The following is a 22828-nucleotide window of genomic DNA, read 5'->3' on the forward strand; positions in this document are numbered from 1 at the left end:
TACGGCCTGACTGAAAACGGGGTAGCCTAGCTGCCCCGTTTTGCTTTCCCGGAGAATTAACCATGCGCCGTTCCCTGCTCGCCGTCGCTGCCCTACTGCTGGCCGGCTGCAATCCGCTGACCCAGGATAACTACCAGCAACTCAAGCCGGGCATGCCGCGTGCCGAGGTGGAGCAACTGCTGGGCAGCCCGCGCGAGTGCAGTGGTGCGCTGGGTATGAGTAGCTGTCGCTGGGGTGACGAACAGCGCTACATCAGCGTGCAATATGCCGCCGACAAGGTCGTGCTGTTTTCCGCCAGGGGGCTCAAGTAGCGGCGACTATTCCCAGTGCAGGCGTGCCAGCTGCCAGCGCCCGTCTTCGTACCACCACTCCAGCTCGACCTGATAAAGGCGCGCGCTGTCCGGCAGCAGGCCTTCGGCACCGCTGAGCGCGACATCGGCGCGGGTATGCCCGCGCGTGCTGTAGGTCGGGTCGAGGCGGCTCTGGCGCAGGGGTGCCAGCACGGCAATCTGCCGGTGGCGCAGGAACACCAGGCGCATGGTTTGCTGGGCCCATTGGCGGTCTTGGCCGGCATGTGTCTGGAACTCATCATGCAGCTGCTGCAGCACGGCCTGGGTACGGCGTTGTTGCAGGTTGTCCTGCAACTGCGTGACGGCCTCTTCCAGTTGCGCCAGGCGATCATCTTGCCCGCAGCCGCCGAGCAGCCAGGTTAGACAGAGCAGCATGGCCAGGCTGGCATGACGTATCAGTGACCTGTGCAAAGGTAGTTTCCCCGTTATCATGGCGGTCAGCGTATTTGCCGTGAGTCGGCACTTGCCTGGCGTGCCGCCAGGCCTATCAGGAGTAGACCATGCAGAGCCTGTATCCGGAAATCAAACCCTATGCGCGTCATGCCCTGGCCGTGCAGGAGCCGCATATCCTGTATGTGGACGAGAGTGGTTCGGCCGATGGCCTGCCGGTACTGTTCGTGCATGGTGGTCCGGGCGCCGGTTGCGATGCCCTGAGCCGGCGCTTCTTCGATCCGGCGCTGTACCGTATCGTGACCTTTGACCAGCGTGGCTGTGGCCGTTCGACCCCGCATGCCTGCCTGGAGCACAACGACACCTGGGCACTGGTCGAGGACATGGAGCATATTCGCCAGCAACTGGGCATCGAGCGCTGGGTGTTGTTCGGCGGCTCCTGGGGTTCGACGCTCAGTCTGGCCTATGCGCAGCGCCACCCCGAGCGGGTGCAGGCGCTGATCCTGCGCGGTATCTTCCTCTGCCGACCAGAGGACTTCCGCTGGTTCTACCAGGAAGGTGCCAGCCGCCTGTTCCCCGATTACTGGCAGGATTACCTGGCGGTGCTTCCGCCCGCCGAGCGCGGCGACCTGATGCAGGCCTACTACAAGCGCCTGACCGGCAGCGATGAAATTGCCCAGATGCAGGCTGCCAAGGCCTGGTCCTGCTGGGAAGGGCGTACCGCCAGCCTGCGCCCCAATCCGCAACTGGTCGAACGCTTCCATGAGCGCGCCCTGTCGATTGCCCGCATCGAGTGTCACTACTTCGTCAACCAGGCCTTCCTCGAGCCGGACCAGCTGCTCCGCGACATGCCGCGCATTGCCCACCTGCCGGGGATCATCGTGCATGGCCGCTATGATGCGGTGTGCCCGCTAGATAACGCCTGGGCGCTGCACCAGGCCTGGCCGGGCAGCGAGCTGCAGATCATCCGCGATGCCGGTCACGCGGCCTCCGAGCCGGGTATCGCCGATGCCCTGGTACGCGCGGCCGACAGCCTGGCGCGCCGCCTGCTCGACCTGCCGCTGGAGGATGCATGAGGGCGCTGATCCAGCGCGTCCGCGAGGCACGCGTGGAGGTAGACGGCGCCTGCGTCGGAGAAATCGGCCAGGGCCTGCTGGCGCTGGTTGGCGTACAGCCGGCGGATGATGCGGCCAGCGTGCAACGCCTGTTGCAGCGCCTGCTCAACTACCGGGTGTTCAGCGATGCCGACGGCAAGATGAACCTGTCGCTGCGCGATGTGCAGGGCGGCCTTTTGCTGGTTTCACAATTTACCCTGGCGGCCGATACGCGCAGCGGCTTGCGCCCGAGCTTTTCCACGGCGGCGCCGCCGGCGCAGGGCCGGGAACTGTTCGAGCTGTTGCTGAGCGAAGCGCGTGCGCAGCACGTGCCGGTGGCCAGTGGCCGCTTTGGGGCAGACATGCAGGTGCAGCTGATCAACGATGGGCCGGTGACCTTCCTGCTGGAAGTGTAGGTCCTGCTACCGCTGATATTTGCCTGCGCCAACAACAGCGCGGTGTTCTGTGTGCGCAGCGCTTCAGAACAGGCGGGCCAGCAGGGCCGGAACAGCCGTTTCCACGCGCAGAATGCGCGGGCCAAGCTGCACGGCCTGCAGGCCGGCCTGCTCCAGTAGCGTGACCTCATAGGGAATCCAGCCGCCTTCCGGGCCGATGGCCAGAGTGACCGGGCCGCTCACCGCGCGCGGGCAGGCCGGGTAGTCGCCCGGATGGCCAAGCAGGCCCAGAGTGCCGGCGGCCAGTCCGGGCAGGCGGTCTTCGACAAAGGGCTTGAAGCGCTGTTCGATGTGCACCTCAGGTAGCAGGGTATCGCGTGCCTGTTCCAGGCCGAGCAGCAACTGCTCGCGAATCGCCTGCGCGTCGAGGAAGGGGGTTTGCCAGAAACTCTTTTCCACGCGGTAACTGTTCAGCAGTACCAGGCGCGGCACGCCCATGGCCGCAATGGTCTGCAGGGTGCGCTTGAGCATCTTCGGGCGGGGCAGGGCCAGCACCAGCGTTACCGGCAGCTTGGCGGGTGGCGGCTGATCCAGCGCCACGCGCAGTTCGGCCTGCTGAGCGTCCAGCTGCAGCAGCTGGCCCTGGCCCATCAGCCCGCCGATCCGGCCGACCCGCAGCGTGCTGCCGACCTCGGCGCGATGCACTTCGCGCAGATGCTGCAGACGCCGGCCCTGCAGGCGTACATGGCAGGCATCGAGAAAGTCGGCGTCTTCCAGGAGCAGCAGGTTCACGACTGTGCTGCAGGCGGCTGGTCGCTGGGCTCGCTATCCTCAGTCGGACGCTTGCTGACCAGGCGGCCGAAGATCAGTCCGGCTTCGAACAGCAGCCACATGGGGATGGCCAGCAAGGCCTGGGAAAATACATCCGGGGGGGTCAGGAACATGCCGACCACGAAGCAGCCAACGATCACATAGGGACGGCTCTTGACCAGGGTTTCCACGCTGACGATACCGGCCCAGATCAGCAGGAAGGTGGCGATGGGGATCTCGAAGGCTACGCCGAAGGCGAAGAACAGGGTCAGGACGAAGTCCAGGTACTGGCCGATATCGGTCATCATGGCCACGCCGTCGGGGGTCACGCTGGCGAAGAAGCCGAACATGATGGGGAACACCACGAAATAGGCGAAGGCCATGCCGGCGTAGAACAGCAGGATGCTAGAGATCAGCAGGGGAACGGCGATGCGTTTCTCGTGCTGGTAGAGCCCCGGTGCGATGAAGCCCCAGATCTGCTGGAGCACCACCGGCATGGCGAGGAACAGCGAGATCACCAGGGTCAGCTTGAACGGGGTGAGGAACGGCGAGGCAACCCCGGTGGCGATCATCGTCGCGCCTTCGGGCAGGTAGGCACGAAGTGGTGCGGCAACCAGTGCGTAGATGTCCTGCGCGAAGTAGAACAGGCCGATGAAGATCAGCAGCACCGCGACCACGCAGCGCAGCAGGCGGTCACGCAGTTCGCTGAGGTGGGCAACCAGCGGCATTTCCTGGTCGGAGGTCAGCTTTTCGGTCATGGCGGCGTGCTCTTGTCCGGGGCCGTCGATGCATCGGCCGCGCTCTTGCTCGCGGCGCTGCTGCCGGGCGTGGGCGGCAGTACGCTTTGCGACAGTTCGCGTTCCATTTCCAGGATGCGTTCGTTATGCAGTTGCCGGCGAATTTCGTCGGCACCGATCTCGCGCTCCACTTCGGCCTTAAGATTGCTGAAGCTACGCTTGAGGCGCCCGATCCACAGGCCGGCCATGCGTGCGGCCACCGGCAGGCGCTCCGGACCGAGCACCAGCAGGGCCACCAGGCCGACTACCAGTAGTTCGGCAAATCCGACATCGAACATGGCGTGGCGCCCTTAGTCTTTCTTGGCCGGTTCTTCGACCTTGCGTGCTTCGCCCTGCAGGGTTTGCCCGGCCTTGTCTTCCACCGCCGGCTTGTCTTCTTCGGTGTTCATCGACTTGCGGAAGCCCTTGATGGCGTCACCCAGGTCGGAGCCAAGGCTTTTCAGGCGCTTGGTGCCGAACAGCATGATGACGATGAGCAGGATGATGAGTAGTTGCCAGATACTGATGCCGCCGAGACCCATGGGGATATCTCCGTGAGGTAGGGTGTATTCAGGAAGGTTGCCGGGCGGCTTTTTCCGCGTGCCCGGAGAGGCCGAAACGGCGCTCCAGTTCGTCGAGCACCGCCTGCGGGTGCTGGCCCAGTGCGGCCAGCATGACCAGGCTGTGGAACCACAGGTCGGCGGTTTCGTAGATCAGCTCGCTGCAATCGCCGCTGAGCGCGGCATCCTTGGCGGCCAGGATGGTTTCCACCGATTCCTCGCCGACCTTTTCGAGAATCTTGTTGAGACCCTTGTGGTACAGACTGGCCACATAGGAGCTGTCGGCAGCGGCGCCCTTGCGGGCTTCCAGTACATCGGCCAGGCGGCTGAGGGTGTCACTCATGGGTATGTCCTGCGTGATAGATGGCCTGCGGATCCTTGAGCACCGGGTCTACGGCCACCCAGGCACCTTCGCGCAGAACCTTGTAGAAACAGCTCTGCCGGCCGGTGTGGCAGGCGATGCCGCCCAGTTGCTCGACCTGCATGATGATCACGTCGGCATCGCAGTCCAGGCGCAGTTCGTGAAGTTTCTGCACGTGGCCGGAGTCCTCGCCCTTGCGCCACAGTTTGCCACGCGAGCGCGACCAGTAGATGGCGCGTTGCTCAGCCACGGTCAGGGTCAGGGCCTCGCGGTTCATCCAGGCCAGCATGAGGATGCGGCCGCTCTGATAGTCCTGGGCAATGGCCGGGATCAGGCCGTCGCTGTTCCAGTTGATGTCGTCGAGCCAGTCGCTCATGGGCTATTCCGTGGCTGGGTCAAGGTCGGGGTAGTCTGCCAGTCTGTGCGCGGGCTGGCTATCGGCGCAGCAGCAGCCACAGGCCGCCGCCCAGCATCAGCCAGGCCGGCCAGGCGGCCATGCTCAGTAGCAGGCCCTGGCTGGCGGCGCCCAGCAGGAGGGCCGCGCCGATCAGGCGGCCCGGCCAGCTGGCGCGAAGCGGCGCGGCGGGCTGCGGGTGGTTGAGACGATCCAGGGTCTGCCGGGCCATCTGGGACAGTTGCGGTACTTGTTCGGCCTGGTTCTGCAGGTTGCGCAGCAGTTGCAGCGGGCTGATGCGCTCGCGCATCCAGCGTTCGAGGAATGGCTGTGCGGTGCTCCACAGGTCGAGGTCCGGGTACAGCTGGCGGCCCAGCCCTTCGATATTCAGCAGGGTCTTTTGCAGCAGTACCAGCTGTGGCTGCACTTCCATGTTGAAGCGCCGGGCGGTCTGGAACAGGCGCAGCAACAGCTGGCCGAAGGAAATGTCTTTCAGCGGGCGTTCGAAGATTGGCTCGCAGACGGTACGAATGGCCGCTTCGAACTCGTTGACGCGGGTGTGCGCCGGCACCCAGCCGGAATCGATGTGCAGCTGTGCAACCTTGCGGTAGTCGCGCTTGAAGAAGGCCAGCAGGTTGCGCGCCAGATAGTCCTGGTCCTCGGCGGTGAGGCTGCCGACGATGCCGCAGTCGATGGCGATGTACTGCGGCTCCCAGGGGGTGCGGGTGCTGACGAAGATGTTGCCGGGGTGCATGTCGGCATGGAAGAAGCTGTCGCGAAACACCTGGGTGAAGAAGATTTCCACGCCGCGTTCGGCGAGTTTCTTCATGTCGGTGCGTTGTGCGGCCAAGGCGTTCAGGTCGGTGACCGGGATGCCGTAGATGCGCTCCATCACCAGCACCTTGTGGCGGCACAGCGGCCAGTGAATCTGCGGTACGTAAATCAGCGGCGAGGCTTCGAAATTGCGCCGTAGCTGACTGGCATTGGCGGCTTCGCGGAGCAGGTCGAGCTCGTCGTAGATGGTCTTCTCATAATCTTCGACCACCTCCAGCGGGCGCAGGCGGCGGGCATCGGCGGACAGTCGCTCGGCGCTGCGGGCAAGCAGGAACAGCCAGGCCAGGTCCTGACGGATGATCGGCTTGAGGCCGGGGCGGATGACCTTGACCACCACTTCCTCGCCGCTTTTCAGTTGTGCGGCGTGCACCTGGGCCACCGAGGCGGAGGCCAGCGGTTGCTCGTCGAAACGGGCGAACAGTTGCGAAACCGGCGCGCCGAGCTGCTGTTCGATACGTGCGATGGCCTGGGCCGGCGGGAAGGGCGGAACCTGGTCCTGCAGGCGTGCCAGCTCGTCGGCGATATCCAGCGGCAGCAGGTCGCGGCGGGTGGAGAGCAGTTGGCCGAACTTGATGAAGATCGGCCCGAGGTCCTCCAGCGCCAGGCGCAGGCGTTCGCCACGGCTCAGCGCCAGGGGTTTGCGCGGCAGCCAGCGCCACGGCAGCAGGGCGCCGAGCAGGCGCAGTGGCCAGGGCAGCGGCAAGGCCAGCAACAGGTCGTCGAGGCGGTAGCGGATCACTACACGGAGGATGCGCAGCAGGCGGCGGGTGGCAAGCAGCTTCATGCGTCGGGCTTGGCTCGTTGGGCGAGACGCTGCAGGCGCGCCTCCAGGCGGTCGAGGGCCAGGTTGAGCTGGTCCAGTTCGGTAAAGCGCGCTTCAGCCTCGCGGCGGCCGACCAGGGTGCGGGTTTCTTCGGCCAGGTAGTCGGCGAACATCTGCTGCAGGCGTCCGGCGCCCTGTTTCATCCAGCTGGCGCGGCTCTGCACATGGCCGGCGAGCAGCGGGCCGGCCACCGGGCCGAGCCAGCGGGCCAGTTCGTACTGCCAGTCCAGCTCCAGGTCCTGGAGGATGGCCGCCAGCTCCAGCAGCACGCCGCTGTCGCCTTGCAGGGTCAGCTGGTCGCTGTGCAGCAGGCTGGTCTTGTCGTCGGCCAGCGCCAGGCGCAGCAACACGGCAGCCGGGCCCTGCAGGCGGCAGTCGGCCTCGGCTTCCCAGTGTGTGGCCAGTTGCAGGCCGTCGGCGCCGGGGAGCAGGTACAGCTGGATGGCCGGTGCGCTGCACTGCACGGCAATCACCCGGCCGCTCAGACGGGCCAGGCGTGGCAGTGCGGTGCTGTCCATGGCCAGCAGTCGGTTCAGGCCGAGTTCGACCCCGGCATACAGCCCGCTGAGCAGCATCAGGGCTTGATACCGCGGTGCAGGGCGACGATGCCGCCGGTCATGTTGTGGTAGCTAACGCGCTCGAAGCCGGCCTCGGCCATCATCGCCTTGAGGGTTTCCTGATCCGGGTGCATGCGGATCGACTCGGCCAGGTAGCGGTAGCTGTCGGCGTCGTTGGTGATCAGCTTGCCGGCCAGCGGCATGAAGCGGAACGAATAGGTGTCGTAGAACTTCGACAGCAGTTCGCTGGACGGTTTGGAGAATTCCAGGACCAGCAGGCGGCCGCCCGGCTTGAGCACGCGCAGCATGGAGCGCAGGGCGTCGTCCTTGTGCGTCACGTTGCGCAGGCCGAAGGCGATGGTCACCACATCGAAATGATTGTCCGGGAACGGCAGTTTCTCGGCATCGGCCTGTACGAAACAGACGTTGCCGGCGACGCCCTTGTCGAGCAGGCGGTCGCGGCCCACCTTGAGCATCGAATCATTGATATCGGCCAGCACCACTTCACCGCTGGGGCCGACCAGGCTGGCGAACTTGCGGGTCAGGTCGCCGGTGCCACCGGCAATATCCAGTACCCGGTTGCCCGGGCGTACGCCGGACAGTTCGATGGTGAAACGCTTCCACAGGCGGTGCATGCCACCGGACAGTACGTCGTTCATCAGGTCGTACTTGCTGGCGACCGAGTGAAAGACTTCCGCGACCTTCTGCGCCTTCTGGCTTTCCGGCACGCTCTGGAAACCGAAGTGGGTGGTGGGTTCCTGCTCTGTGGCCTTGCGTGCGTCGCTCATCTTGCTCTCACCTGGGAAAGTTCGCCGGGCATTCTAACACCCCACTTGGCGCCTTTGTCTGCGCGGCTGTCCAGCGGATGCCGGGCGAGCGTGCGGCTGGTAGAGTTGTGTGACGACATGCCGCACCTCCGGAGCCAGCCGGTGCGGCAGACTTTCCACCGTATGTATTAAGGAGCGGCGATGTCCCGTATCAGTGTTGCACGCCATCACACCCTGGGCCTGGAACAGGCGCGCGGCAAGGCGCAGGCGCTCGCCGAGCGTCTGGCCAGCCAGTACCAGGTTAAATACCGCTGGGTCGGTGACACCCTGGAGTTCAAGCGCAGCGGTGCCGACGGGCAGATCGCGGTGAGCGCCGATCAGGTCAGCGTGCAGCTCAAGCTGGGCCTGTTGCTCTCCGCGCTGGGTGGCACCATTCAGCGTGAAATCGAAGAGGTGCTGGATCGCGAGTTGTGCTGAGCTTCGGGCGACCTTGCACTCTAGGGTGTGATTTCTAATTTTCCTCGCTACCTTGGCCCCAAGCCTGTGAAAGGCGATGACTCCACTTCATCACGTATGCGAGGTGCAACATGAGCAAGGTTGCCGTCAAGAAAGACACTGCTGAACAAGACAAGGCTGGCGCGCTGGCTGACGTAAAAGCCTATGCGCGGAAAATCTGGCTGGCGGGCCTGGGCGCTTACGCCAAGGCAGGCCAGGAAGGCGTCGAGTACTTCAAGGACCTGGTCAAGGCCGGCGAAGGCGTCGAGAAGAAAGGCAAGAAGCTGGTTGACCAGCAGGTCGACGCGGCCAACAGCCAGATCGATGCAGTGAAAAACAGCGTCGCCGAAGCCAAGGGCAAGGTGGAAGGTCGTTTCGAGCAGATCGAGCAGGCTTTCGACAAGCGCGTGGCCAGCGGCCTGAACCGCCTGGGCATTCCGTCGCGCCAGGACATCGATGCACTGTCTGCTAGGCTTGATGCGCTGAACGCGCTGCTTGAGCAAGCGGCTAAGAACAAGTAAGGAGAACGAATATGGCTGGCAAGAAGAAAGTCGAGAAAGTGGAAAAGGACAGCAGCTCCTGGGTTGGCGAGATCGAAAAATACTCGCGGCAGATCTGGCTGGCTGGCCTGGGTGCCTACTCCAAGGTGAGCAAGGACGGCAGCAAGCTGTTCGACACCCTGGTCGAAGACGGCCACAAGGCTGAAAAACTGGCCAAGAAGGAAGTCGAGAAGCAGGTTGGCGTGGTCAAGCACAGCGTCGATGCCGCCAAGTCCAAGGTGGAAGAGGTCAAGGACAAGGCCCTGGGCAAGTGGAGCGAGCTGGAAGAGGCCTTCGACAAGCGCCTGAACAGCGCGATTGCCCGCCTGGGTGTGCCCAGCCGCAACGAAGTGAAGGCACTGCAGAACAAGGTTGATACCCTGACTGCCCAGCTGGAGAAGCTCACTGGCCTGAAGGCCGAGTCGGCCAAACCCGCCGTGCGCAAAGTGGCTGCCAAACCGGCTGCCAAAGCCGCTGCCAAGCCGGTAGCCGCCAAGCCTGCGGTGAAGAAGCCGGCCGCTGCCAAACCGGCCGCTGCCAAGCCCGCCGCGAAACCCGCTGCCAAGCCGGTAGCCGCCAAGCCGGCCGCCGCGCCGAGCGAGGCTCCGGTGGCCGCTCCGGCTGCCCCGGCTGCTACGCCGAGCAGCGCTTCCTAAGCGCGGCGCTCTCGACAAAAGCCCGGCCTTGTGCCGGGCTTTTGTTTTTCAGGCCTGCAGGTAGCTGTGCGCCAGCTGCTCGACCAGCTGGCGGGGTTGCTCCTGTAGGTGTGGTGCAGCCAGCATCATGACTTGGAATACCACCAGCTGGCTGTTGCCCGGGGTGCCGAGGATGCGTTGGTAATCCAGGGAAAACAGCAGGGTCAGGGTGATCTGCTCGACCAGCTGCCCTAGCGCCTGCGCCTCACTGACCAGCAGTCCTTCGGCCTTGAGGCGGGCCAGCAGGCTGGCCAGGGTGCGCTTGAGCGTGTTCAGCCAATGGCGCATGCCCTGGGCCAGGCGTGGCAGGCGGCTGGCCAGGTTGGAGAGGTCCTGGAAGAGGAAGCGGTACTGCGCCATGCGCTCGACGATCAGGTGCAGGAACAGCCAGTAGTCTTCGACGTCCAGGCGGGCTTCCAGCGGCGGGTCGAGCAGCGGCGCCATGTCTGCCTGGAAGCGTTCCAGCAGCTGCATGGTCAGCGGTTCCTTGCCGTGGAAGTGGTAGTACAGGTTGCCCGGGCTGATGCCCAGCTCGTTGGCGATGTCCAGCGTGGTGACATTCGGCTCGCCATCACGGTTGAACAGTTCGAGGGCGCAGTTGAGGATGCGGTCGCGGGTTTTCATGCCTTGCCTGTGTTCCCGTGCAAGAAGTGCTGAGCGGGCTCAGCGAACATGGACGTAACTGCCTGGAGCGGCCTGCAGTGGCGGATATTGAGCGTTGCCCAGTTGCTCGGGGCTGTCCTGCAGCTCACCGCTACGTGCCTGTAGCCAGCTCATCCACTCAGGCCACCAGCTGCCAGGCTGGCGAGTCGCGGTGCTCTGCCAGTCCTCGGGCGATGCAGCGCGATGTGCTGCGCTATAGAACCAGCCCCGGGTATTGTCCGGTGGGTTGAGGATGCTCTGGATATGCCCGTTGTTGGCCAGCACGAAATGCTGTTGCCCGCCGAGCAGCAGGCCGGAGCGATGAACCGCCTGCCAAGGCGTGATGTGGTCGCTGATGCCGGCCACGCTGAAACTGTCCAGGCGTACCTTGCGCAGGTCGATGGCTTTGCCGCAGACCTGCAGCGTGCCGGCGTTACGCAGCGGGTTGTACTGGAAGAAATCCAGCAGCTCGCCATGCAGCGCGGCGGGCAGGCGGGTGTTGTCACTGTTCCAGTAGAGAATGTCGAATTCCGGAGGGCGCCGGCCGAGCAGGTAGTTGTTCACCCAGTAGTGCCAGATCAGGTCATTGGGGCGCATCCAGGCGAACACCCGGGCCATCTCCTTGCCATCCATCACGCCTTCCAGATAGCTGCGGCGCTTGGCCTCCTGCAGGGCCGCTTCGCTGGCGAACAGGCTTAGCGGGTTGTCCAGCTGGCTGTCCAGCAGGGTCACCAGATAGGTGGCGCTGGCCACGCGGCGCAGTTGTCGGCGCTGCTGCAGGTAGCCTTGCAGCAGCGCCATACACAGGCCGCCGGCACAGGCGCCCATCAGGTTGACCGGCTGCTGCTGACAAATGTCGCGGCACACTTCCAGGGCCTGGGCGAGGGCGGCGACATAGTCGTCCATACCCCACTCGCGATGCGCGGGGTGCGGATTGCGCCAGCTGACCATGAATACCGCGATGCCTTGTTGCAGGGCATAGCGCACCAGGCTGTTATGTGGACTCAAGTCGAAGATGTAGTACTTGTTGATCTGCGGCGGCACGATCAGCAGCGGCCGCTGGTACTGGCGTGCCTGCTGCGGATGGTACTGGATCAGCTCCAGTTGCTCGTTGCGCCAGACCACCTGGCCGGGTGTGCAAGCCAGGTTGCCGCCGACACTGAAAGCCTGCTCGTCGACCTGGCGCGGCAGGCCATGGTTGTCACGCAGGTCGGCGAGCAGCTGACAGGCTCCCTTGAGCAGGCTGTGCCCGCCGGTGTCCAGCAACTCCTTGATGGCTTGCGGATTGAGCGGGCTGTTGGACGGGGCGAGGGCGTCGCCCAGCAGACGCAGGACAAAGTGCGCGCGGGCCCGGTCATCGTCGCTCAGGCTGTTGTCGTCCAGCCAGGCATGCAATTGCTGTTGCCAGGCCAGGTAGGCTTGCAGGGCGCGCCGGTACAGCGGGTTGTGGCGCCAGGTCGGGTCGCTGAAGCGACGATCCTGCGGATCGGCCTGCAGCGTGCTGCGGCCGAGCAGGACCTGGAGTAATTGCGCACTGAGCTGCAGCAGGTGATGGCTGCTGGTCATTGGCTGGCGCAGCCCCTGCAGCAGCAGGAGTTTGAGGGTATCCAGCAGGTCGCGGCCCGGCAGACCGAGCAAGCTCTGCTGCACGCTAAGGGTGGTGTCCGTTGACAGCTTCTGCGGCTGTTCGGGCATGGGCGCTCCGTTGTCGTTCCGTGGTGCGGGAGCTGCAAGGCCTGTGCCTGTGTGCACGGCCAGCAGGTAGCCCGGCGAGGCGGGCATCTACACCCTGCCTGTTGTCCCGGAACGGGTCAAGCAGCAAGGCCCGACAAACGGGCCTGGTTCAGCTTGTACGGCTTGGTGCGGCGTGCGGATGAATGATGGCGCGGCGTTTTTCCTCGGCAAGGAAGCGCAGGATGATCGGTGCCACGCTTTCCGCGCGGGTCACCAGAAACAGGTGGCCATCGTCGATCACGTGCAGTTCCGAGTTGGGAATGCGCCAGGCCAGCATCTTCATGTTGATCAGCGGGATGATTGGATCATCATCGCCGGCCAGTACCAGAGTGGGCTGCTTGATGCGGTGCAGCCAGTGGAAACTGGTCCAGCCCAGGCCGGCGAACAGCTGCCAGTAGTAACCCAGTTTGCCACCCGAGCGCACCTTGCTGGCGTGTGCCAGGGCCAGCTTGGGGTCGCGGCGGAACGCCCCACCATAGATATCCGGGGCGATATGTACGCCGTAGGACGGCTGGATGTAGCGGCGCGGGCTGGCCATGCGCCAGAGTACCTTGGGTTTGCCGGGAACCATGATCGCCCCCGCGGCGGTCGCGGCAAGAATCAGTTTCTTGCAGCGCTCGGGGTAGTCGTGGGCAAACTGCTGGGCCAGTGCCCCCCCCCAGGACACGCCAATCACGTTGACCTGGCCGTAGTCGAGGTAGTCGAGCATGCGTGCGGCCAGCTTGGCCAGGCCGGGAAAGCGGTAAGGCGTGCTGGGAGTGTCGGAGCCACCCACGCCAGGCACGTCGAAGGCGATGATCTCCAGATTGGGATCCAGGGCGCGAACGAACGGCATGACCAGTTCGAGGTTGGCGCCGATGCCGTTGAAGATCAGCAGCGGCGTCATGGAGCCATCGCCTGGGCGTACCGCAGTACGCAGCGACTGGCCGCCAAGCTCGATGGTACGAAAAATGAAAGGTTGCGACATCGGTGCGAGGCCCTATGTAGTGGCTTGCGGCGTGCCGACGCCCATCCGGCATCGGGCCGGATGGGCGGGCGGCGTGGTGTGCCGCAAAGGGGTGAAGGTCGGGCCGGACCGCTTAGCGCTCGTGCACATAGGTGCCGGGAGAGGCTTCGGCGGGCGGGAAGGCCTTGCTGCCCAGGTTGAAGTTGGTTTTCTTCAGCTTGCCGGAGCGTTCCTGCACCCAGCTCTGCCAGTGCAGCCACCAGGAGTCGGCGTGCTTGCTGCAGCTGGCCAGCCAGGCCTGCGGGTCGGCAGGCAGTTCGCTGTTGGTCATGTAGCGTGCCTTGGGGTTGCCCGGCGGGTTGAGGATGCTCTGGATATGCCCGCTGTTGGACAGTACGAACTCACACTTGCCGCCCAGCAACAACGCCGAGCGATAGCAGGCCTCCCAGGGCGTGATGTGGTCGGTAGTGCCGGCGACGCAGAAGAAGTCGCAGGTGACTTGCTTGAGGTCGATCGGCGTACCGCACACTTCCAGGGCATTGGCGCGCAGCAAGGGGTTGGTCTTGAACATTTCCACCAGTTCGCCGTGGAAGGCGGCCGGCAGGCGCGTGGTGTCATTGTTCCAGTAGAGGATGTCGAACACCGGCGGTTCGTTGCCGAGCAGGTAGTTGTTGACCCAGTAATTCCAGATCAGGTCGTTGGGACGCATCCAGGCGAACACCTTGGCCATGTCCTTGCCTTCCAGCACGCCGGCCTGGTAACTGCGCCGCTTGGCGGCTTCCAGGGTCTGCTCGTCGGCAAACAGGGCCACCTGGCTGTCCAGGGTAAAGTCGAGCACGCTGACCAGCTGGGTGAAGGCATTGACCTTCTTCTCGCCGGTGGCCTGCAGGTGGCCGAGCAGGGCGGCGGTGGTGATGCCGCCGGAGCAGGCGCCGAGCATGTTCAGGTCGCTAGCCCCGGTGATTTGCAGGATGGCGTCGATGGCTTCCTTGAGCGCATCGATATAGGTCGACAGACCCCACTCGCGCTGTGCCTTGGTCGGGTTGCGCCAGCTGACGATGAAGGTCTGGATGCCACTGCGCAGGCAGAAGCGCGCCAGGCTTTTCTCTGGCGACAGGTCGAAGACGTAGAACTTGTTGATCTGCGGCGGTACCACCAGCAGCGGACGCTCGTGCACCTGCTCGTTGGTCGGCTTGTACTGGATCAGCTCCAGCACCTCGTTGCGAAACACCACGGCGCCTTCCGTAGTGGCCAGGGTCTTGCCGACCTCGAAGGCGGTCATGTCGGTCTGGCTGGGCATGCCACCGTTGTTGACCAGGTCCTTGGCGAGGTGCGACAGGCCGTCGAGCAGGCTCTTGCCGCCGGTTTCGAAGAAGCGCTTGACCGCTGCGGGGTTGGCCATGCTGTTGGTCGGCGCCATGGCTTCGGTCATCAGGTTGATGACGAAGTGGCCGCGACTGATGTCCTTTTCCGGCAGGTTGCTGTGGTCAATCCATTCATGCAGTTCCTTGCGCCAGGCCAGGTAGGTCTGCATGTAGCGCTTGTACAGGGGGTTCAGGCTCCAGGCCGGGTCGTTGAAGCGACGGTCGTCGCTTTCCGGGCTTAGCTCCGAGCTGCCCAGCAGCACGTTCTTCAGTTCCACGGCAAAGTGCGCGACATGCTTGGTGCTGTGGATCGGCTGGCGAATGGCCTGGCCCAGCACCATGCGCGCGCTGGACAGCAGGTCTTTGCCGCGCATGCCGATTACCGGATTGAGGCCGAGGGTGCTTTCTGCGGCTTGTAGAGGCAAGTCTTTATTCTTGTTGGTCATCTTCTTCGAACGCTCCATTGTCCTGAGACGGTTACCGGCCACGGCTGAGCAAGGCGCAGGGCAAGATCCGGTACGGCTCGGGTTCTTATTGCAGGGGTGCGAAGCGAGCTTCGCGCACTTTCATGACGCGTACATGGCCGTGTCGATGCAAGCTGCTGTTTTCCTGATTACCCGGCTTTCGGAGATTGCGCAAGCACTGCCTGGCGAGAGAATGGCACTGAGTATGACGGTGCGGATTAGAAAAAGCCTACTAACCGCGAGGCTGTAGGGCTCAGTCGAGCAGGCGCACGATACTTTCGTCCGGATCACGCCGCCGCCCGGCGGCATGCAGCTGTTGCAGATAGCGCTGCCACAGGCTGTCATGCTCGGTCGCCAACTGGTACAGGTAGTCCCAGTGGTACAGGCCGCTGTCGTGGCCGTCGTCGAAGATCAGCTTGAGTGCGTAGTTGCCAGCTGGCTCCACCGCCAGCAGGGCAACGTGCTGCTTGCCGTATTGCAGGATTGGCCGGCCATGCCCGCGCACCTCGGCAGAGGGCGAGTGGACGCGCAGGAATTCGGCATCGAGGCGATAGCTCTGCTCGCCGTAGCGCAGCTCGAGGATGCGAGAGGCTTTGTGCAGCTTGATGGCACTGGGGATGGGCATGAGCAGCTCCAAACGCCAAGCGCCAAGCCAACAGTCGCCGCGGTGTGCTTGTGGCTTGGCGCTGGTGGTTTTGTTAGAGGATGTAGCGCGACAGGTCTTCGTCCTGGGCCAGCTCGCCGAGGTGACTGTTCACATAGGCTGCGTCGATGCGAATGGGCGCCTCGTTGTGCTGCGCGGCCAGGTCGGCGGCACTGAACGATACTTCTTCGAGCAGACGCTCAAGCAGGGTGTGCAGGCGGCGCGCGCCGATGTTCTCGGTTTTTTCGTTGACTTGCCAGGCTATCTCGGCCAGGCGCTGGATGCCCTCTTCGGCAAACTCGATGCGCAGGCCTTCGGTCTGCAGCAACGCCGCATACTGCTCGGTCAGCGAGGCATGCGGTTCGCTGAGAATACGCTTGAAGTCATCCGGCGAGAGGGCCTTGAGTTCCACGCGGATCGGCAGGCGGCCCTGCAGTTCGGGAACCAGGTCGCTGGGCTTGCTCAGGTGGAAAGCCCCCGAAGCGATGAACAGGATATGGTCGGTCTTGACCATGCCCAGCTTGGTGTTAACCGTGCAGCCTTCGATCAGCGGCAGCAGGTCGCGCTGCACGCCTTCGCGGGACACGTCGGCACCGCCAACATTGCCGCGCTTGGCGACCTTGTCGATTTCGTCAATGAACACAATACCGTGTTGCTCGACCGCTTCCAGGGCGCGAGCCTTGAGTTCTTCCTCGTTGACCAGTCGCGCGGCTTCCTCGTCACGGATCAGCTTGAAGGCGTCCTTGACCTTGAGCTTGCGGGTTTTTTGCTTGCCCTTGCTGAGCCCGGAGAACAGGTTTTGCAGCTGGCTGGTCATTTCCTCCATGCCGGGCGGGCTCATGATTTCCACGCTGGCCGGGGTGTCGGCCACCTCGATGTCGATTTCCTTGTCATCGAGCTGGCCTTCGCGCAGGCGCTTGCGGAACAACTGGCGGGTGTTCGACTCGCCGCTGCCGGAAGCTTCTTCGCCAAAGCTGCGCGCGGGCGGCAGCAGGGCGTCGAGGAGGCGTTCCTCGGCGGCATCTTCGGCGCGAAAGCGCATCTTCTGGACTTCCTGCTCGCGCAGCATCTTTAGTGCGGCGTCGGCCAGGTCGCGGATGATCGACTCGACGTCACGCCCGACATAGCCGACCTCGGTGAATTTGGTGGCCTCTACCTTGAGGAAGGGCGCATTGGCCAGCTTGGCCAGGCGGCGGGCGATCTCGGTCTTGCCGACCCCGGTCGGGCCGATCATCAGGATGTTCTTTGGCGTGACTTCCTGGCGCAACTCGGCAGGCAGCTGCATGCGCCGCCAGCGGTTGCGCAGGGCAATGGCCACGGCGCGCTTGGCGTCATCCTGGCCGATGATGTGGCGGTCGAGCTCGGAAACGATCTCGCGGGGTGTCATGGACATGGCAAGGCTCCGCTGCATTCGGCTCAGACGGCCGAGTCCAGCTCTTCAAGGGTGAGATTCTGGTTGGTGAACACGCAGATGCTGCCGGCGATATGCAGCGCGGTTTCGGCGATCTCGCGGGCGCTCATGGCCGCATCGCCTTTCTGCAGCAGGGCCAGGGCGGCCGCCTGGGCAAAGCCGCCGCCGGAGCCCATGGCGATCAGACCGTGTTCCGGTTCGACCACGTCGCCATTGCCGGTGATGATCAGCGAGGCGTCCTTGTTGGCCACCGCCAGCATCGCCTCCAGGCGGCTCAGGCTGCGGTCGGTGCGCCAGTCCTTGGCCAGTTCCACGGCAGCACGCACCAGGTGACCCTGGTGTTTTTCCAGTTGTCCTTCGAAACGCTCGAACAGTGTGAAGGCGTCGGCGGTGGCTCCGGCAAAGCCGGCCAGTACCTGGCCGTGATAAAGGCGGCGGACTTTCTTGGCGTTGCCTTTCATCACGGTGTTGCCCAGGGAAACCTGGCCGTCGCCGCCCATGACGACTTTGCCATTGCGGCGTACGGAAACGATGGTGGTCAAGGGAGGCTGCTCCTGCTGGCGACTGATGCAGGACTATATGGGGCGACATGCCGCCCGCTTCAAGCCGCTGCCAGCAAGAAAGCGTCTTTAACGCTGTTGCAGAAGCAGGTTGCCGAAGCCATCGGCGGCCAGGGCCTTCTGAGCGCTGGCCAGTTGTTCGCGGCTGGCATAGGGGCCGATAAGCACGCGGTGCCAGGTCTCCTCGCGCACCTTGCCGGACTCGATTTGCACGCTTTGCCCGAGCAGAATCAGCTGCGCGCGCATGCGGTCGGCTTCCTCGCGCTTGCGGAACGAACCGGCCTGCAGGAAAAACCGGCTGCCTGGCTGGGCGGCGGGTGGCGTGCTGGCAGTCTGCGCGCTGGCGACCTGCGGAGGCGGCGGCGGTACTTCGCCGCGTAGCGCGGCTTCGGCGCGTGCCTGGTCGATGCGCGCGGCTTCCTCGGCGCTGACGGTGGCCGGTGGTGGCGGTTCGTCGACCTTGGGTGAGCTGACCGGTGACTCCGGCAGCAGGGTGTAGAAGTCGTATTTGGGCTTGACCGGCTCCGGGCGTGCGCTCGGCGCGCTGCTCTGTGCCTGCGCTTTCGGTGCCTGGCGGGCCTGTTCCGGCTTGTTGCGGCGCACCTCGTCACGGCCTGGTTCCAGGCTGAACAGGAACATGAAGAAACCGCCGATCACCAGCCCGCAGGCCAGCCATACCCAGCCAGGCACCGGCTTTTTCGCCGGGGCCTGATAGCGGCTGGCGCCGCGTTTCGGGGCCGGTTTCTTGCGCGCCGCCATGTTACATGCGCTCCAGCGGCTGCAGGCCGAGCAGCTCCAGGCCCTGCTTCAGGGTGCGCCCGCACAGGGCGGCCAGGCGCAGGCGGCTGCTGCGCTGCTGCGGGTCTTCGCAGGCGAGGATCGGACAGTGTTCGTAGAAGCTGGAGAACAGTCCGGCCAGGTCGTACAGGTAGGCGCACAGCAGGTGCGGCTCGCCCTTGTCGGCGACGTTGCCAAGCACTTCGGCAAACTGCGCGAGCTTGCCGGCCAGTGCCTGCTCCTGTTCGCTGTGCAGGCTGATCTGCCCGTCCAGTTGCTCGATGCTCTGGCCCAGCTTGCGGAAGATGCTGGTGATGCGCGTGTAGGCGTAGAGCAGGTAGGGCGCGGTGTTGCCTTCGAAGCTGAGCATCAGCTCGAAATTGAAGCGGTAGTCGCTGCTGCGGTGTTTGGACAGATCGGCATATTTCACCGCGCCGATGCCCACCGCACGGGCGATATGGCGCAGGCTTTGCTCGTCCAGTTGCGGGTTTTTGCCCTTGACCAGCGCATAGGCGCGCTCTTCGGCCTCGTTGAGCAGGTCGATGAGTTTCACCGTGCCGCCGTCACGGGTCTTGAACGGCCGGCCGTCGGCGCCGTTCATGGTGCCGAAGCCCATGTGTTCCAGCTGCATGCCGGGGTGTACGAAGCCGGCGCGGCGCGCCACCTCGAAGACCATCTGGAAGTGCAGCGCCTGGCGCTGGTCGACGAAGTACAGTGCGCGATCCGCCTTGAGCACTGCGCTGCGATAACGCATCGCAGCCAGGTCGGTGGTGGCGTAGAGGTAGCCGCCGCCGGCTTTCTGCACGATCACCGGCAGCGGATTGCCTTCGGCGTTCTTGAAATCGTCGAGGAATACGCACTGGGCGCCATTGTCTTCGGTCAGCAGGCCCTTGCTGCGCAGGGCTTCGACAATTCCTGGCAGTTCGGCGTTGTAGGCGCTTTCGCCCTTGACGTCGGCCATGCTGAGTTTCACCCCCAGGCGGTCGTAGACCTTCTGGCAGTGCGACAGCGAGATGTCGTTGAAACGGTGCCACAGGCGCAGGCATTCGGCATCACCGGCCTGCAGCTGGACGACCAGCTCACGGGCCCGTTCGGCAAACGCCGGTGCGGCGTCGAAGCGCTGTTTGGCGGCGCGATAGAAGCCTTCCAGGTCGGACAGCTCGCTTTCCGCGGCAGCCGGGTTTTCCTCCATGAAGGCCAGCAGCATGCCGAACTGGGTGCCCCAGTCGCCGACATGGTTCTGGCGGATCACTGTGTCGCCGAGGAATTCCAGGACCCGCGCCACGGCATCACCGATGATCGTCGAGCGCAGGTGGCCAACGTGCATTTCCTTGGCCAGGTTGGGCGAGGACAGGTCAATCACTACAGTCTGCGTCGGTCCGTTCTTGCGCACGGCAAGCTGGGCGTCGGCGAGTGCCGCTTCAAGGCGCTGGGCCAGGGCGTCGCTGTTCTGGAAGAAATTCAGGAAGCCCGGGCCGGCGATCTCCACCTTGCTGATCTGGCTGTCGGCGGGCAGGGCGGCGACGATCTTTTCCGCCAGCTCGCGCGGTTTCAGCCCGGCCGGCTTGGCCAGCATCAGGGCGATGTTGCTGGCGAAATCGCCGTTGCTTTTGTCCTTGGTGTTTTCCACCTGGATGCTCGGGGTCAGTCCGGCCGGCAGCTCGCCGGTCGCGACGAGGCTGGACAGGGCGTGCTGGATCAAGTGGCGAATGGTGTCTTTCATGGTCTGCTCGGTCGGCCGCGGCTGGTCGAAAACTGCGCATTATACGAGCAGCGGCAAGCGGCAAGCCATAACCGACAAGGAAAAGCGCATGACGCGGCGTGCCGGATGCCTAGAAAAGATCAAGCGGGTCGACGTCTACTGACCAGCGCACGCTGCGCGCTGCAGGCAGTGACTCGACCTGCGCCAGCAGGTTGCCGAGCAGCCGGTGCAGACTGGCCCGCGCGCTGCCCTGTAACAGCAGTTGCGCGCGAAAGCGCCCGGCGCGGCGCTCCATGGGCGCGGGTACCGGGCCGAGCAGTTCGATGCCGCTCAGCTGCAGCTGGTCCAGCCACTGTTCGGCCAGGCTGCACACGTCATCGAGGAAGGCCTCGGCCTGGCCCGGCTGATGGGCCTCGGCGCGCAGCAGGGCCAGGTGGCTGAAGGGCGGCAGACCGGCAGCGCGGCGCTCGCTGAGGGCCTGTTCGGCAAAGGCGAAATAGCCCTGTTCGGTGAGCTGGACGAGCAGCGGGTGTTCGGCCAGATGGGTCTGGATGAGCACGGTGCCCGGAGTTTCCGCCCGCCCGGCGCGTCCGGCTACCTGCACGATGAGCTGGGCCATGCGTTCGGGGGCGCGGAAGTCGGTGGAGAACAGACCGCCATCGGCATCGAGGATGGCGACCAGGGTGACGCGGGGGAAATGGTGGCCCTTGGCGAGCATCTGCGTGCCGACCAGGATGCATGGCTGGCCCTTGCCGATGCTGTGCAACAGCTGCTCCATGCTGCCCTTGCGTGCCGTGCTGTCGCGGTCGATGCGCAGCACCGGCACCTCGGGGAACAGCGTGGTCAGGCGCTCTTCGGCGCGCTCGGTACCGGCACCCAGCGGGCGCAGGTCGACCTGCCGGCATTTGGGGCAGTTGCGCGGGCTGCGTTCGGCATGCCCGCAGTGGTGGCAGCGCAGTTCGCCGGAGCGCTGGTGCAGGGTCATCCGCGCGTCGCAGCGCGGGCACTGGCTGATCCACCCGCAGTCGTGGCACAGCAGGGTCGGGGCAAAGCCACGACGGTTAAGGAACACCAGCACCTGCTGGCCGCGCTCCAGGGTCTGGCGCATGGCCTGTTGCAGGGGGCCGGAGATGCCCGAGTCGAGCGGCAGGCTCTTGATGTCCAGGCGCAGGAAGCGCGGTGGTTGTGCCGCGCCGGCCCGCTGGGTCAGGCGCAGCAGGGCGTAGCGGCCGGTATGGGCATTGTGCAGGCTTTCCAGGGCGGGCGTGGCCGAGCCGAGAACGATGGGCACGCTTTCCAGTTGCGCGCGCATCACCGCCAGATCGCGGGCGTTGTAGCGCAGACCCTCCTGCTGCTTGTAGGACGCGTCGTGCTCTTCGTCGATGATGATCAGCCCTGGGCGCTTGAGCGGGGTGAACAGTGCCGAGCGTGTACCAATGATGATGTCGGCCTGGCCATCGCGCGCGGCCAGCCAGGCGTCCAGACGTTCGCGGTCGTTGACGTTGGAGTGCAGCAGGGCCAGGCGCGCATTGAAGCGCCGCGAGAAACGCTCCAGGGTTTGCGGACCGAGGTTGATCTCGGGGATCAGTACCAGCGCCTGCTTGCCAGCTTCCAGGCATTGCTGGATGAGCTGCAGGTAGACCTCGGTCTTGCCGCTGCCGGTGATGCCGGCGAGCAGGAACGGCTGGAAGCGATTGAAAGCCGATTGTACGGCGCTGACGGCCAGGCGCTGCTCGTCGTTGAGCGGCAGCGCGGGCTGTGCCAGCCAGCTGCCATGGCGCTCGCGGGGTGCCTGGCGGCGCTCTTCGAGGCACACCAGGCCTTTCTCCAGGAGCAGTTGCAGACTGTCGCGATTGAGCTGCAACTGGCCGAGCAGGCTGTGCGCGATGCCATGCGGGTGCTGCGCCAGGGTACGCAGCGCCTCGCGCTGGCGCGGTGCGCGCAGCAGGCGCGGGTCGTCGAGGGAGGCCTGCGGCTGCTTGACCCAGAAACGTTCGACGCGCGCTTCGGCCGCTTCGCCCTGACGCAGCAGCACCGGTAGTGCCCAGCTGAAGGTGTCGCCGAGACTGTGCTGGTAGTACTGCGCGGTCCACTGACACAGGCGAAACAGGCTGGCCGGCAGCAGCGGTTGGCGATCCAGCAGGGCCAGCGCCGGGCGCAGCTTGTCGGCGGGCAGGCTGCTGTGGCTGGCCCGCTCGATCAGTACGGCGATCACCTCGCGCCGCCCGAAGGGCACGCGCAGGCGTACGCCGGGCTGCAGCAACTGTTCGCTGACCCCGGCCGGCGGTAGGTAGTCGAACAGGCGCCGCAACGGCGAAGGCAAGGCGAGGCGCAGAATCAGGTCAGGCACGGTGGGCTCCATCAGGCTGCGGCGATCCTAGCATTTCCGCGTGTCGGGCCAAGCCGTGGCGCGCTTGCATCCGCTTTTTGCTCTGGTATGATCGCCCGCCTGTTTGCGTGCGGTACTCGACATAGGGTCGGGTGGCGGCACAAATCTACCCGAGGAATCCTCCATGAAAGCCGATATCCACCCGAATTACGTTGAGATCGAAGCCACCTGCAGCTGCGGCAACGTGATCAAGACCCGTTCCACCCTGGGCAAGAACATCAGCCTCGACGTGTGCAACGAGTGCCACCCGTTCTACACCGGTAAGCAGAAGGTGCTGGACACCGGCGGCCGTATCGATCGCTTCAAGCAGCGTTTCGGCGTGTTCGGCACCAAGTAAGCCGAAGCATGCTCAGGAC

At 64.7% G+C, this 22828-nt stretch carries 26 protein-coding genes and 1 pseudogene; 7 read left to right on the forward strand and 20 right to left on the reverse strand.

Translation table 11 applies throughout. From position 1 onward, the window contains the following. The first annotated feature begins 62 nt into the window (after positions 1-62). Entirely contained in the window at positions 63-311 is a 249-nt protein-coding gene (gene bamE / locus CFY91_RS01660; protein WP_093984604.1) for an outer membrane protein assembly factor BamE domain-containing protein, read from the forward strand. A gap of 6 nt (positions 312-317) precedes the next feature. Here the strand turns inward: bamE and CFY91_RS01665 are convergent, their stop codons facing one another. Further along, positions 318-761: a hypothetical protein gene (locus CFY91_RS01665; RefSeq protein WP_371870533.1), complete on the reverse strand. Its 444-nt coding sequence runs from the start codon at positions 759-761 to the stop codon at positions 318-320. Positions 762-850: 89 nt separating this feature from the next. On the opposite strand from CFY91_RS01665, the gene pip reads away from it, so the two are divergent. Then, positions 851-1816 (forward strand): prolyl aminopeptidase, encoded by a 966-nt coding sequence (pip, locus tag CFY91_RS01670; protein ID WP_093984606.1) that lies wholly within the window; start codon positions 851-853, stop codon positions 1814-1816. Continuing rightward, the gene (gene dtd / locus CFY91_RS01675) at positions 1813-2250 is read left to right on the forward strand and encodes a D-aminoacyl-tRNA deacylase (RefSeq protein WP_093984607.1); all 438 of its coding nucleotides are present in this window, start codon (positions 1813-1815) and stop codon (positions 2248-2250) included. Before pip ends, dtd begins: the two co-directional genes overlap by 4 nt. Positions 2251-2313: 63 nt before the next feature. Here the strand turns inward: dtd and CFY91_RS01680 are convergent, their stop codons facing one another. The 9 genes from CFY91_RS01680 to ubiE are packed head-to-tail and all read right to left on the reverse strand — an operon-like array spanning position 2314 to position 8132. Then, complete coding sequence (locus CFY91_RS01680) at positions 2314-3021, reverse strand: 16S rRNA (uracil(1498)-N(3))-methyltransferase (RefSeq protein ID WP_093984608.1); 708 nt, start codon at positions 3019-3021, stop codon at positions 2314-2316. Next, a complete protein-coding gene (gene tatC, locus CFY91_RS01685) occupies positions 3018-3797 on the reverse strand; it encodes a twin-arginine translocase subunit TatC (RefSeq protein ID WP_093984609.1) in 780 nt (259 codons plus the stop codon). Before tatC ends, CFY91_RS01680 begins: the two co-directional genes overlap by 4 nt. Continuing rightward, complete coding sequence (gene tatB / locus CFY91_RS01690; protein WP_093984610.1) at positions 3794-4114, reverse strand: Sec-independent protein translocase protein TatB; 321 nt, start codon at positions 4112-4114, stop codon at positions 3794-3796. The genes tatC and tatB overlap by 4 nt, the downstream gene beginning before the upstream one ends. 12 nt (positions 4115-4126) lie before the next feature. Further along, positions 4127-4357 carry a twin-arginine translocase TatA/TatE family subunit gene (gene tatA, locus CFY91_RS01695; RefSeq protein ID WP_093984611.1) on the reverse strand — a complete coding sequence of 77 codons (231 nt, stop codon included), beginning with the start codon at positions 4355-4357 and terminating at the stop codon, positions 4127-4129. Positions 4358-4385: 28 nt separating this feature from the next. Then, a complete protein-coding gene (locus CFY91_RS01700; protein ID WP_093984612.1) occupies positions 4386-4718 on the reverse strand; it encodes a phosphoribosyl-ATP diphosphatase in 333 nt (110 codons plus the stop codon). After that, positions 4711-5112 carry a phosphoribosyl-AMP cyclohydrolase gene (gene hisI / locus CFY91_RS01705; RefSeq protein ID WP_093984613.1) on the reverse strand — a complete coding sequence of 134 codons (402 nt, stop codon included), beginning with the start codon at positions 5110-5112 and terminating at the stop codon, positions 4711-4713. Before hisI ends, CFY91_RS01700 begins: the two co-directional genes overlap by 8 nt. Positions 5113-5170: 58 nt before the next feature. Further along, entirely contained in the window at positions 5171-6748 is a 1578-nt protein-coding gene (ubiB, locus tag CFY91_RS01710; RefSeq protein ID WP_093984614.1) for a ubiquinone biosynthesis regulatory protein kinase UbiB, read from the reverse strand. After that, positions 6745-7362, reverse strand: coding sequence for a ubiquinone biosynthesis accessory factor UbiJ (locus CFY91_RS01715; RefSeq protein WP_093984615.1), 618 nt, complete (start codon positions 7360-7362; stop codon positions 6745-6747). The genes ubiB and CFY91_RS01715 overlap by 4 nt, the downstream gene beginning before the upstream one ends. Then, positions 7362-8132 carry a bifunctional demethylmenaquinone methyltransferase/2-methoxy-6-polyprenyl-1,4-benzoquinol methylase UbiE gene (gene ubiE / locus CFY91_RS01720; RefSeq protein ID WP_093984616.1) on the reverse strand — a complete coding sequence of 257 codons (771 nt, stop codon included), beginning with the start codon at positions 8130-8132 and terminating at the stop codon, positions 7362-7364. The genes CFY91_RS01715 and ubiE overlap by 1 nt, the downstream gene beginning before the upstream one ends. A 180-nt stretch (positions 8133-8312) precedes the next feature. On the opposite strand from ubiE, the gene CFY91_RS01725 reads away from it, so the two are divergent. The 3 genes and pseudogenes from CFY91_RS01725 to CFY91_RS01735 all read left to right on the forward strand — a co-directional run bounded on the left by CFY91_RS01725 (position 8313) and on the right by CFY91_RS01735 (position 9932). Next, on the forward strand, positions 8313-8588 hold the full coding sequence (locus CFY91_RS01725) for a polyhydroxyalkanoic acid system family protein (protein ID WP_093984617.1): 276 nt from the start codon (positions 8313-8315) through the stop codon (positions 8586-8588). 110 nt (positions 8589-8698) lie between these two features. After that, on the forward strand, positions 8699-9127 hold the full coding sequence (locus CFY91_RS01730; protein WP_093984618.1) for a phasin family protein: 429 nt from the start codon (positions 8699-8701) through the stop codon (positions 9125-9127). A gap of 11 nt (positions 9128-9138) precedes the next feature. Further along, a pseudogene (locus CFY91_RS01735) lies at positions 9139-9932 on the forward strand (phasin family protein). On the opposite strand, the gene CFY91_RS01740 reads toward CFY91_RS01735, so the two are convergent. From CFY91_RS01740 to CFY91_RS01790, 10 genes are all read right to left on the reverse strand, one after another. Then, positions 9850-10464, reverse strand: a complete 615-nt coding sequence (locus CFY91_RS01740) for a TetR/AcrR family transcriptional regulator (protein WP_093984620.1) — start codon at positions 10462-10464, stop codon at positions 9850-9852. The pseudogene CFY91_RS01735 and the gene CFY91_RS01740 overlap by 83 nt on opposite strands. 39 nt (positions 10465-10503) lie before the next feature. Continuing rightward, positions 10504-12177 carry a class II poly(R)-hydroxyalkanoic acid synthase gene (gene phaC / locus CFY91_RS01745; protein ID WP_093984621.1) on the reverse strand — a complete coding sequence of 558 codons (1674 nt, stop codon included), beginning with the start codon at positions 12175-12177 and terminating at the stop codon, positions 10504-10506. Positions 12178-12325: 148 nt separating this feature from the next. Further along, positions 12326-13183, reverse strand: coding sequence for a poly(3-hydroxyalkanoate) depolymerase (gene phaZ, locus CFY91_RS01750; RefSeq protein WP_093984622.1), 858 nt, complete (start codon positions 13181-13183; stop codon positions 12326-12328). A gap of 112 nt (positions 13184-13295) precedes the next feature. Beyond that, positions 13296-14972 carry a class II poly(R)-hydroxyalkanoic acid synthase gene (phaC, locus tag CFY91_RS01755; RefSeq protein WP_093984623.1) on the reverse strand — a complete coding sequence of 559 codons (1677 nt, stop codon included), beginning with the start codon at positions 14970-14972 and terminating at the stop codon, positions 13296-13298. A 271-nt stretch (positions 14973-15243) separates the two neighbouring features. Next, positions 15244-15615: a gamma-butyrobetaine hydroxylase family protein gene (locus CFY91_RS01765; RefSeq protein WP_093984625.1), complete on the reverse strand. Its 372-nt coding sequence runs from the start codon at positions 15613-15615 to the stop codon at positions 15244-15246. A 73-nt stretch (positions 15616-15688) separates the two neighbouring features. After that, positions 15689-17026: an ATP-dependent protease ATPase subunit HslU gene (gene hslU, locus CFY91_RS01770; RefSeq protein ID WP_093984626.1), complete on the reverse strand. Its 1338-nt coding sequence runs from the start codon at positions 17024-17026 to the stop codon at positions 15689-15691. 23 nt (positions 17027-17049) lie between these two features. After that, a complete protein-coding gene (hslV, locus tag CFY91_RS01775) occupies positions 17050-17586 on the reverse strand; it encodes an ATP-dependent protease subunit HslV (protein ID WP_093984627.1) in 537 nt (178 codons plus the stop codon). Positions 17587-17673: 87 nt separating this feature from the next. Further along, on the reverse strand, positions 17674-18363 hold the full coding sequence (locus tag CFY91_RS01780) for an SPOR domain-containing protein (RefSeq protein WP_093984628.1): 690 nt from the start codon (positions 18361-18363) through the stop codon (positions 17674-17676). A 1-nt stretch (position 18364) separates the two neighbouring features. Further along, positions 18365-20104, reverse strand: coding sequence for an arginine--tRNA ligase (argS, locus tag CFY91_RS01785; RefSeq protein ID WP_093984629.1), 1740 nt, complete (start codon positions 20102-20104; stop codon positions 18365-18367). Positions 20105-20213: 109 nt separating this feature from the next. Continuing rightward, positions 20214-22433 carry a primosomal protein N' gene (locus CFY91_RS01790; RefSeq protein ID WP_093984810.1) on the reverse strand — a complete coding sequence of 740 codons (2220 nt, stop codon included), beginning with the start codon at positions 22431-22433 and terminating at the stop codon, positions 20214-20216. Between the two features lie 163 nt (positions 22434-22596). Between CFY91_RS01790 and rpmE the strand changes: the two genes are divergently transcribed. Continuing rightward, a complete protein-coding gene (gene rpmE, locus CFY91_RS01795; RefSeq protein WP_093984630.1) occupies positions 22597-22809 on the forward strand; it encodes a 50S ribosomal protein L31 in 213 nt (70 codons plus the stop codon). Positions 22810-22828 lie beyond the last annotated feature (19 nt).

It is taken from the genome of Pseudomonas fluvialis, assembly GCF_002234375.1.
GTDB lineage: Bacteria > Pseudomonadota > Gammaproteobacteria > Pseudomonadales > Pseudomonadaceae > Aquipseudomonas > Aquipseudomonas fluvialis.

Coding starts and splice junctions, on each gene's coding strand:
- phaC (WP_093984621.1), bottom strand. CDS start 12,177: ATGCCCGAACAGCCGCAGAAGCTGTCAACGGACACCACCCTTAGCGTG.
- argS (WP_093984629.1), bottom strand. CDS start 20,104: ATGAAAGACACCATTCGCCACTTGATCCAGCACGCCCTGTCCAGCCTC.
- CFY91_RS01740 (WP_093984620.1), bottom strand. CDS start 10,464: ATGAAAACCCGCGACCGCATCCTCAACTGCGCCCTCGAACTGTTCAAC.
- dtd (WP_093984607.1), top strand. CDS start 1,813: ATGAGGGCGCTGATCCAGCGCGTCCGCGAGGCACGCGTGGAGGTAGAC.
- ubiB (WP_093984614.1), bottom strand. CDS start 6,748: ATGAAGCTGCTTGCCACCCGCCGCCTGCTGCGCATCCTCCGTGTAGTG.
- tatB (WP_093984610.1), bottom strand. CDS start 4,114: ATGTTCGATGTCGGATTTGCCGAACTACTGGTAGTCGGCCTGGTGGCC.
- bamE (WP_093984604.1), top strand. CDS start 63: ATGCGCCGTTCCCTGCTCGCCGTCGCTGCCCTACTGCTGGCCGGCTGC.
- pip (WP_093984606.1), top strand. CDS start 851: ATGCAGAGCCTGTATCCGGAAATCAAACCCTATGCGCGTCATGCCCTG.
- CFY91_RS01780 (WP_093984628.1), bottom strand. CDS start 18,363: ATGGCGGCGCGCAAGAAACCGGCCCCGAAACGCGGCGCCAGCCGCTAT.
- CFY91_RS01725 (WP_093984617.1), top strand. CDS start 8,313: ATGTCCCGTATCAGTGTTGCACGCCATCACACCCTGGGCCTGGAACAG.
- CFY91_RS01700 (WP_093984612.1), bottom strand. CDS start 4,718: ATGAGTGACACCCTCAGCCGCCTGGCCGATGTACTGGAAGCCCGCAAG.
- phaC (WP_093984623.1), bottom strand. CDS start 14,972: ATGACCAACAAGAATAAAGACTTGCCTCTACAAGCCGCAGAAAGCACC.
- tatA (WP_093984611.1), bottom strand. CDS start 4,357: ATGGGTCTCGGCGGCATCAGTATCTGGCAACTACTCATCATCCTGCTC.
- CFY91_RS01765 (WP_093984625.1), bottom strand. CDS start 15,615: ATGCCCATCCCCAGTGCCATCAAGCTGCACAAAGCCTCTCGCATCCTC.
- hslU (WP_093984626.1), bottom strand. CDS start 17,026: ATGTCCATGACACCCCGCGAGATCGTTTCCGAGCTCGACCGCCACATC.
- ubiE (WP_093984616.1), bottom strand. CDS start 8,132: ATGAGCGACGCACGCAAGGCCACAGAGCAGGAACCCACCACCCACTTC.
- CFY91_RS01715 (WP_093984615.1), bottom strand. CDS start 7,362: ATGCTGCTCAGCGGGCTGTATGCCGGGGTCGAACTCGGCCTGAACCGA.
- phaZ (WP_093984622.1), bottom strand. CDS start 13,183: ATGTCGCAACCTTTCATTTTTCGTACCATCGAGCTTGGCGGCCAGTCG.
- tatC (WP_093984609.1), bottom strand. CDS start 3,797: ATGACCGAAAAGCTGACCTCCGACCAGGAAATGCCGCTGGTTGCCCAC.
- CFY91_RS01730 (WP_093984618.1), top strand. CDS start 8,699: ATGAGCAAGGTTGCCGTCAAGAAAGACACTGCTGAACAAGACAAGGCT.
- hisI (WP_093984613.1), bottom strand. CDS start 5,112: ATGAGCGACTGGCTCGACGACATCAACTGGAACAGCGACGGCCTGATC.
- rpmE (WP_093984630.1), top strand. CDS start 22,597: ATGAAAGCCGATATCCACCCGAATTACGTTGAGATCGAAGCCACCTGC.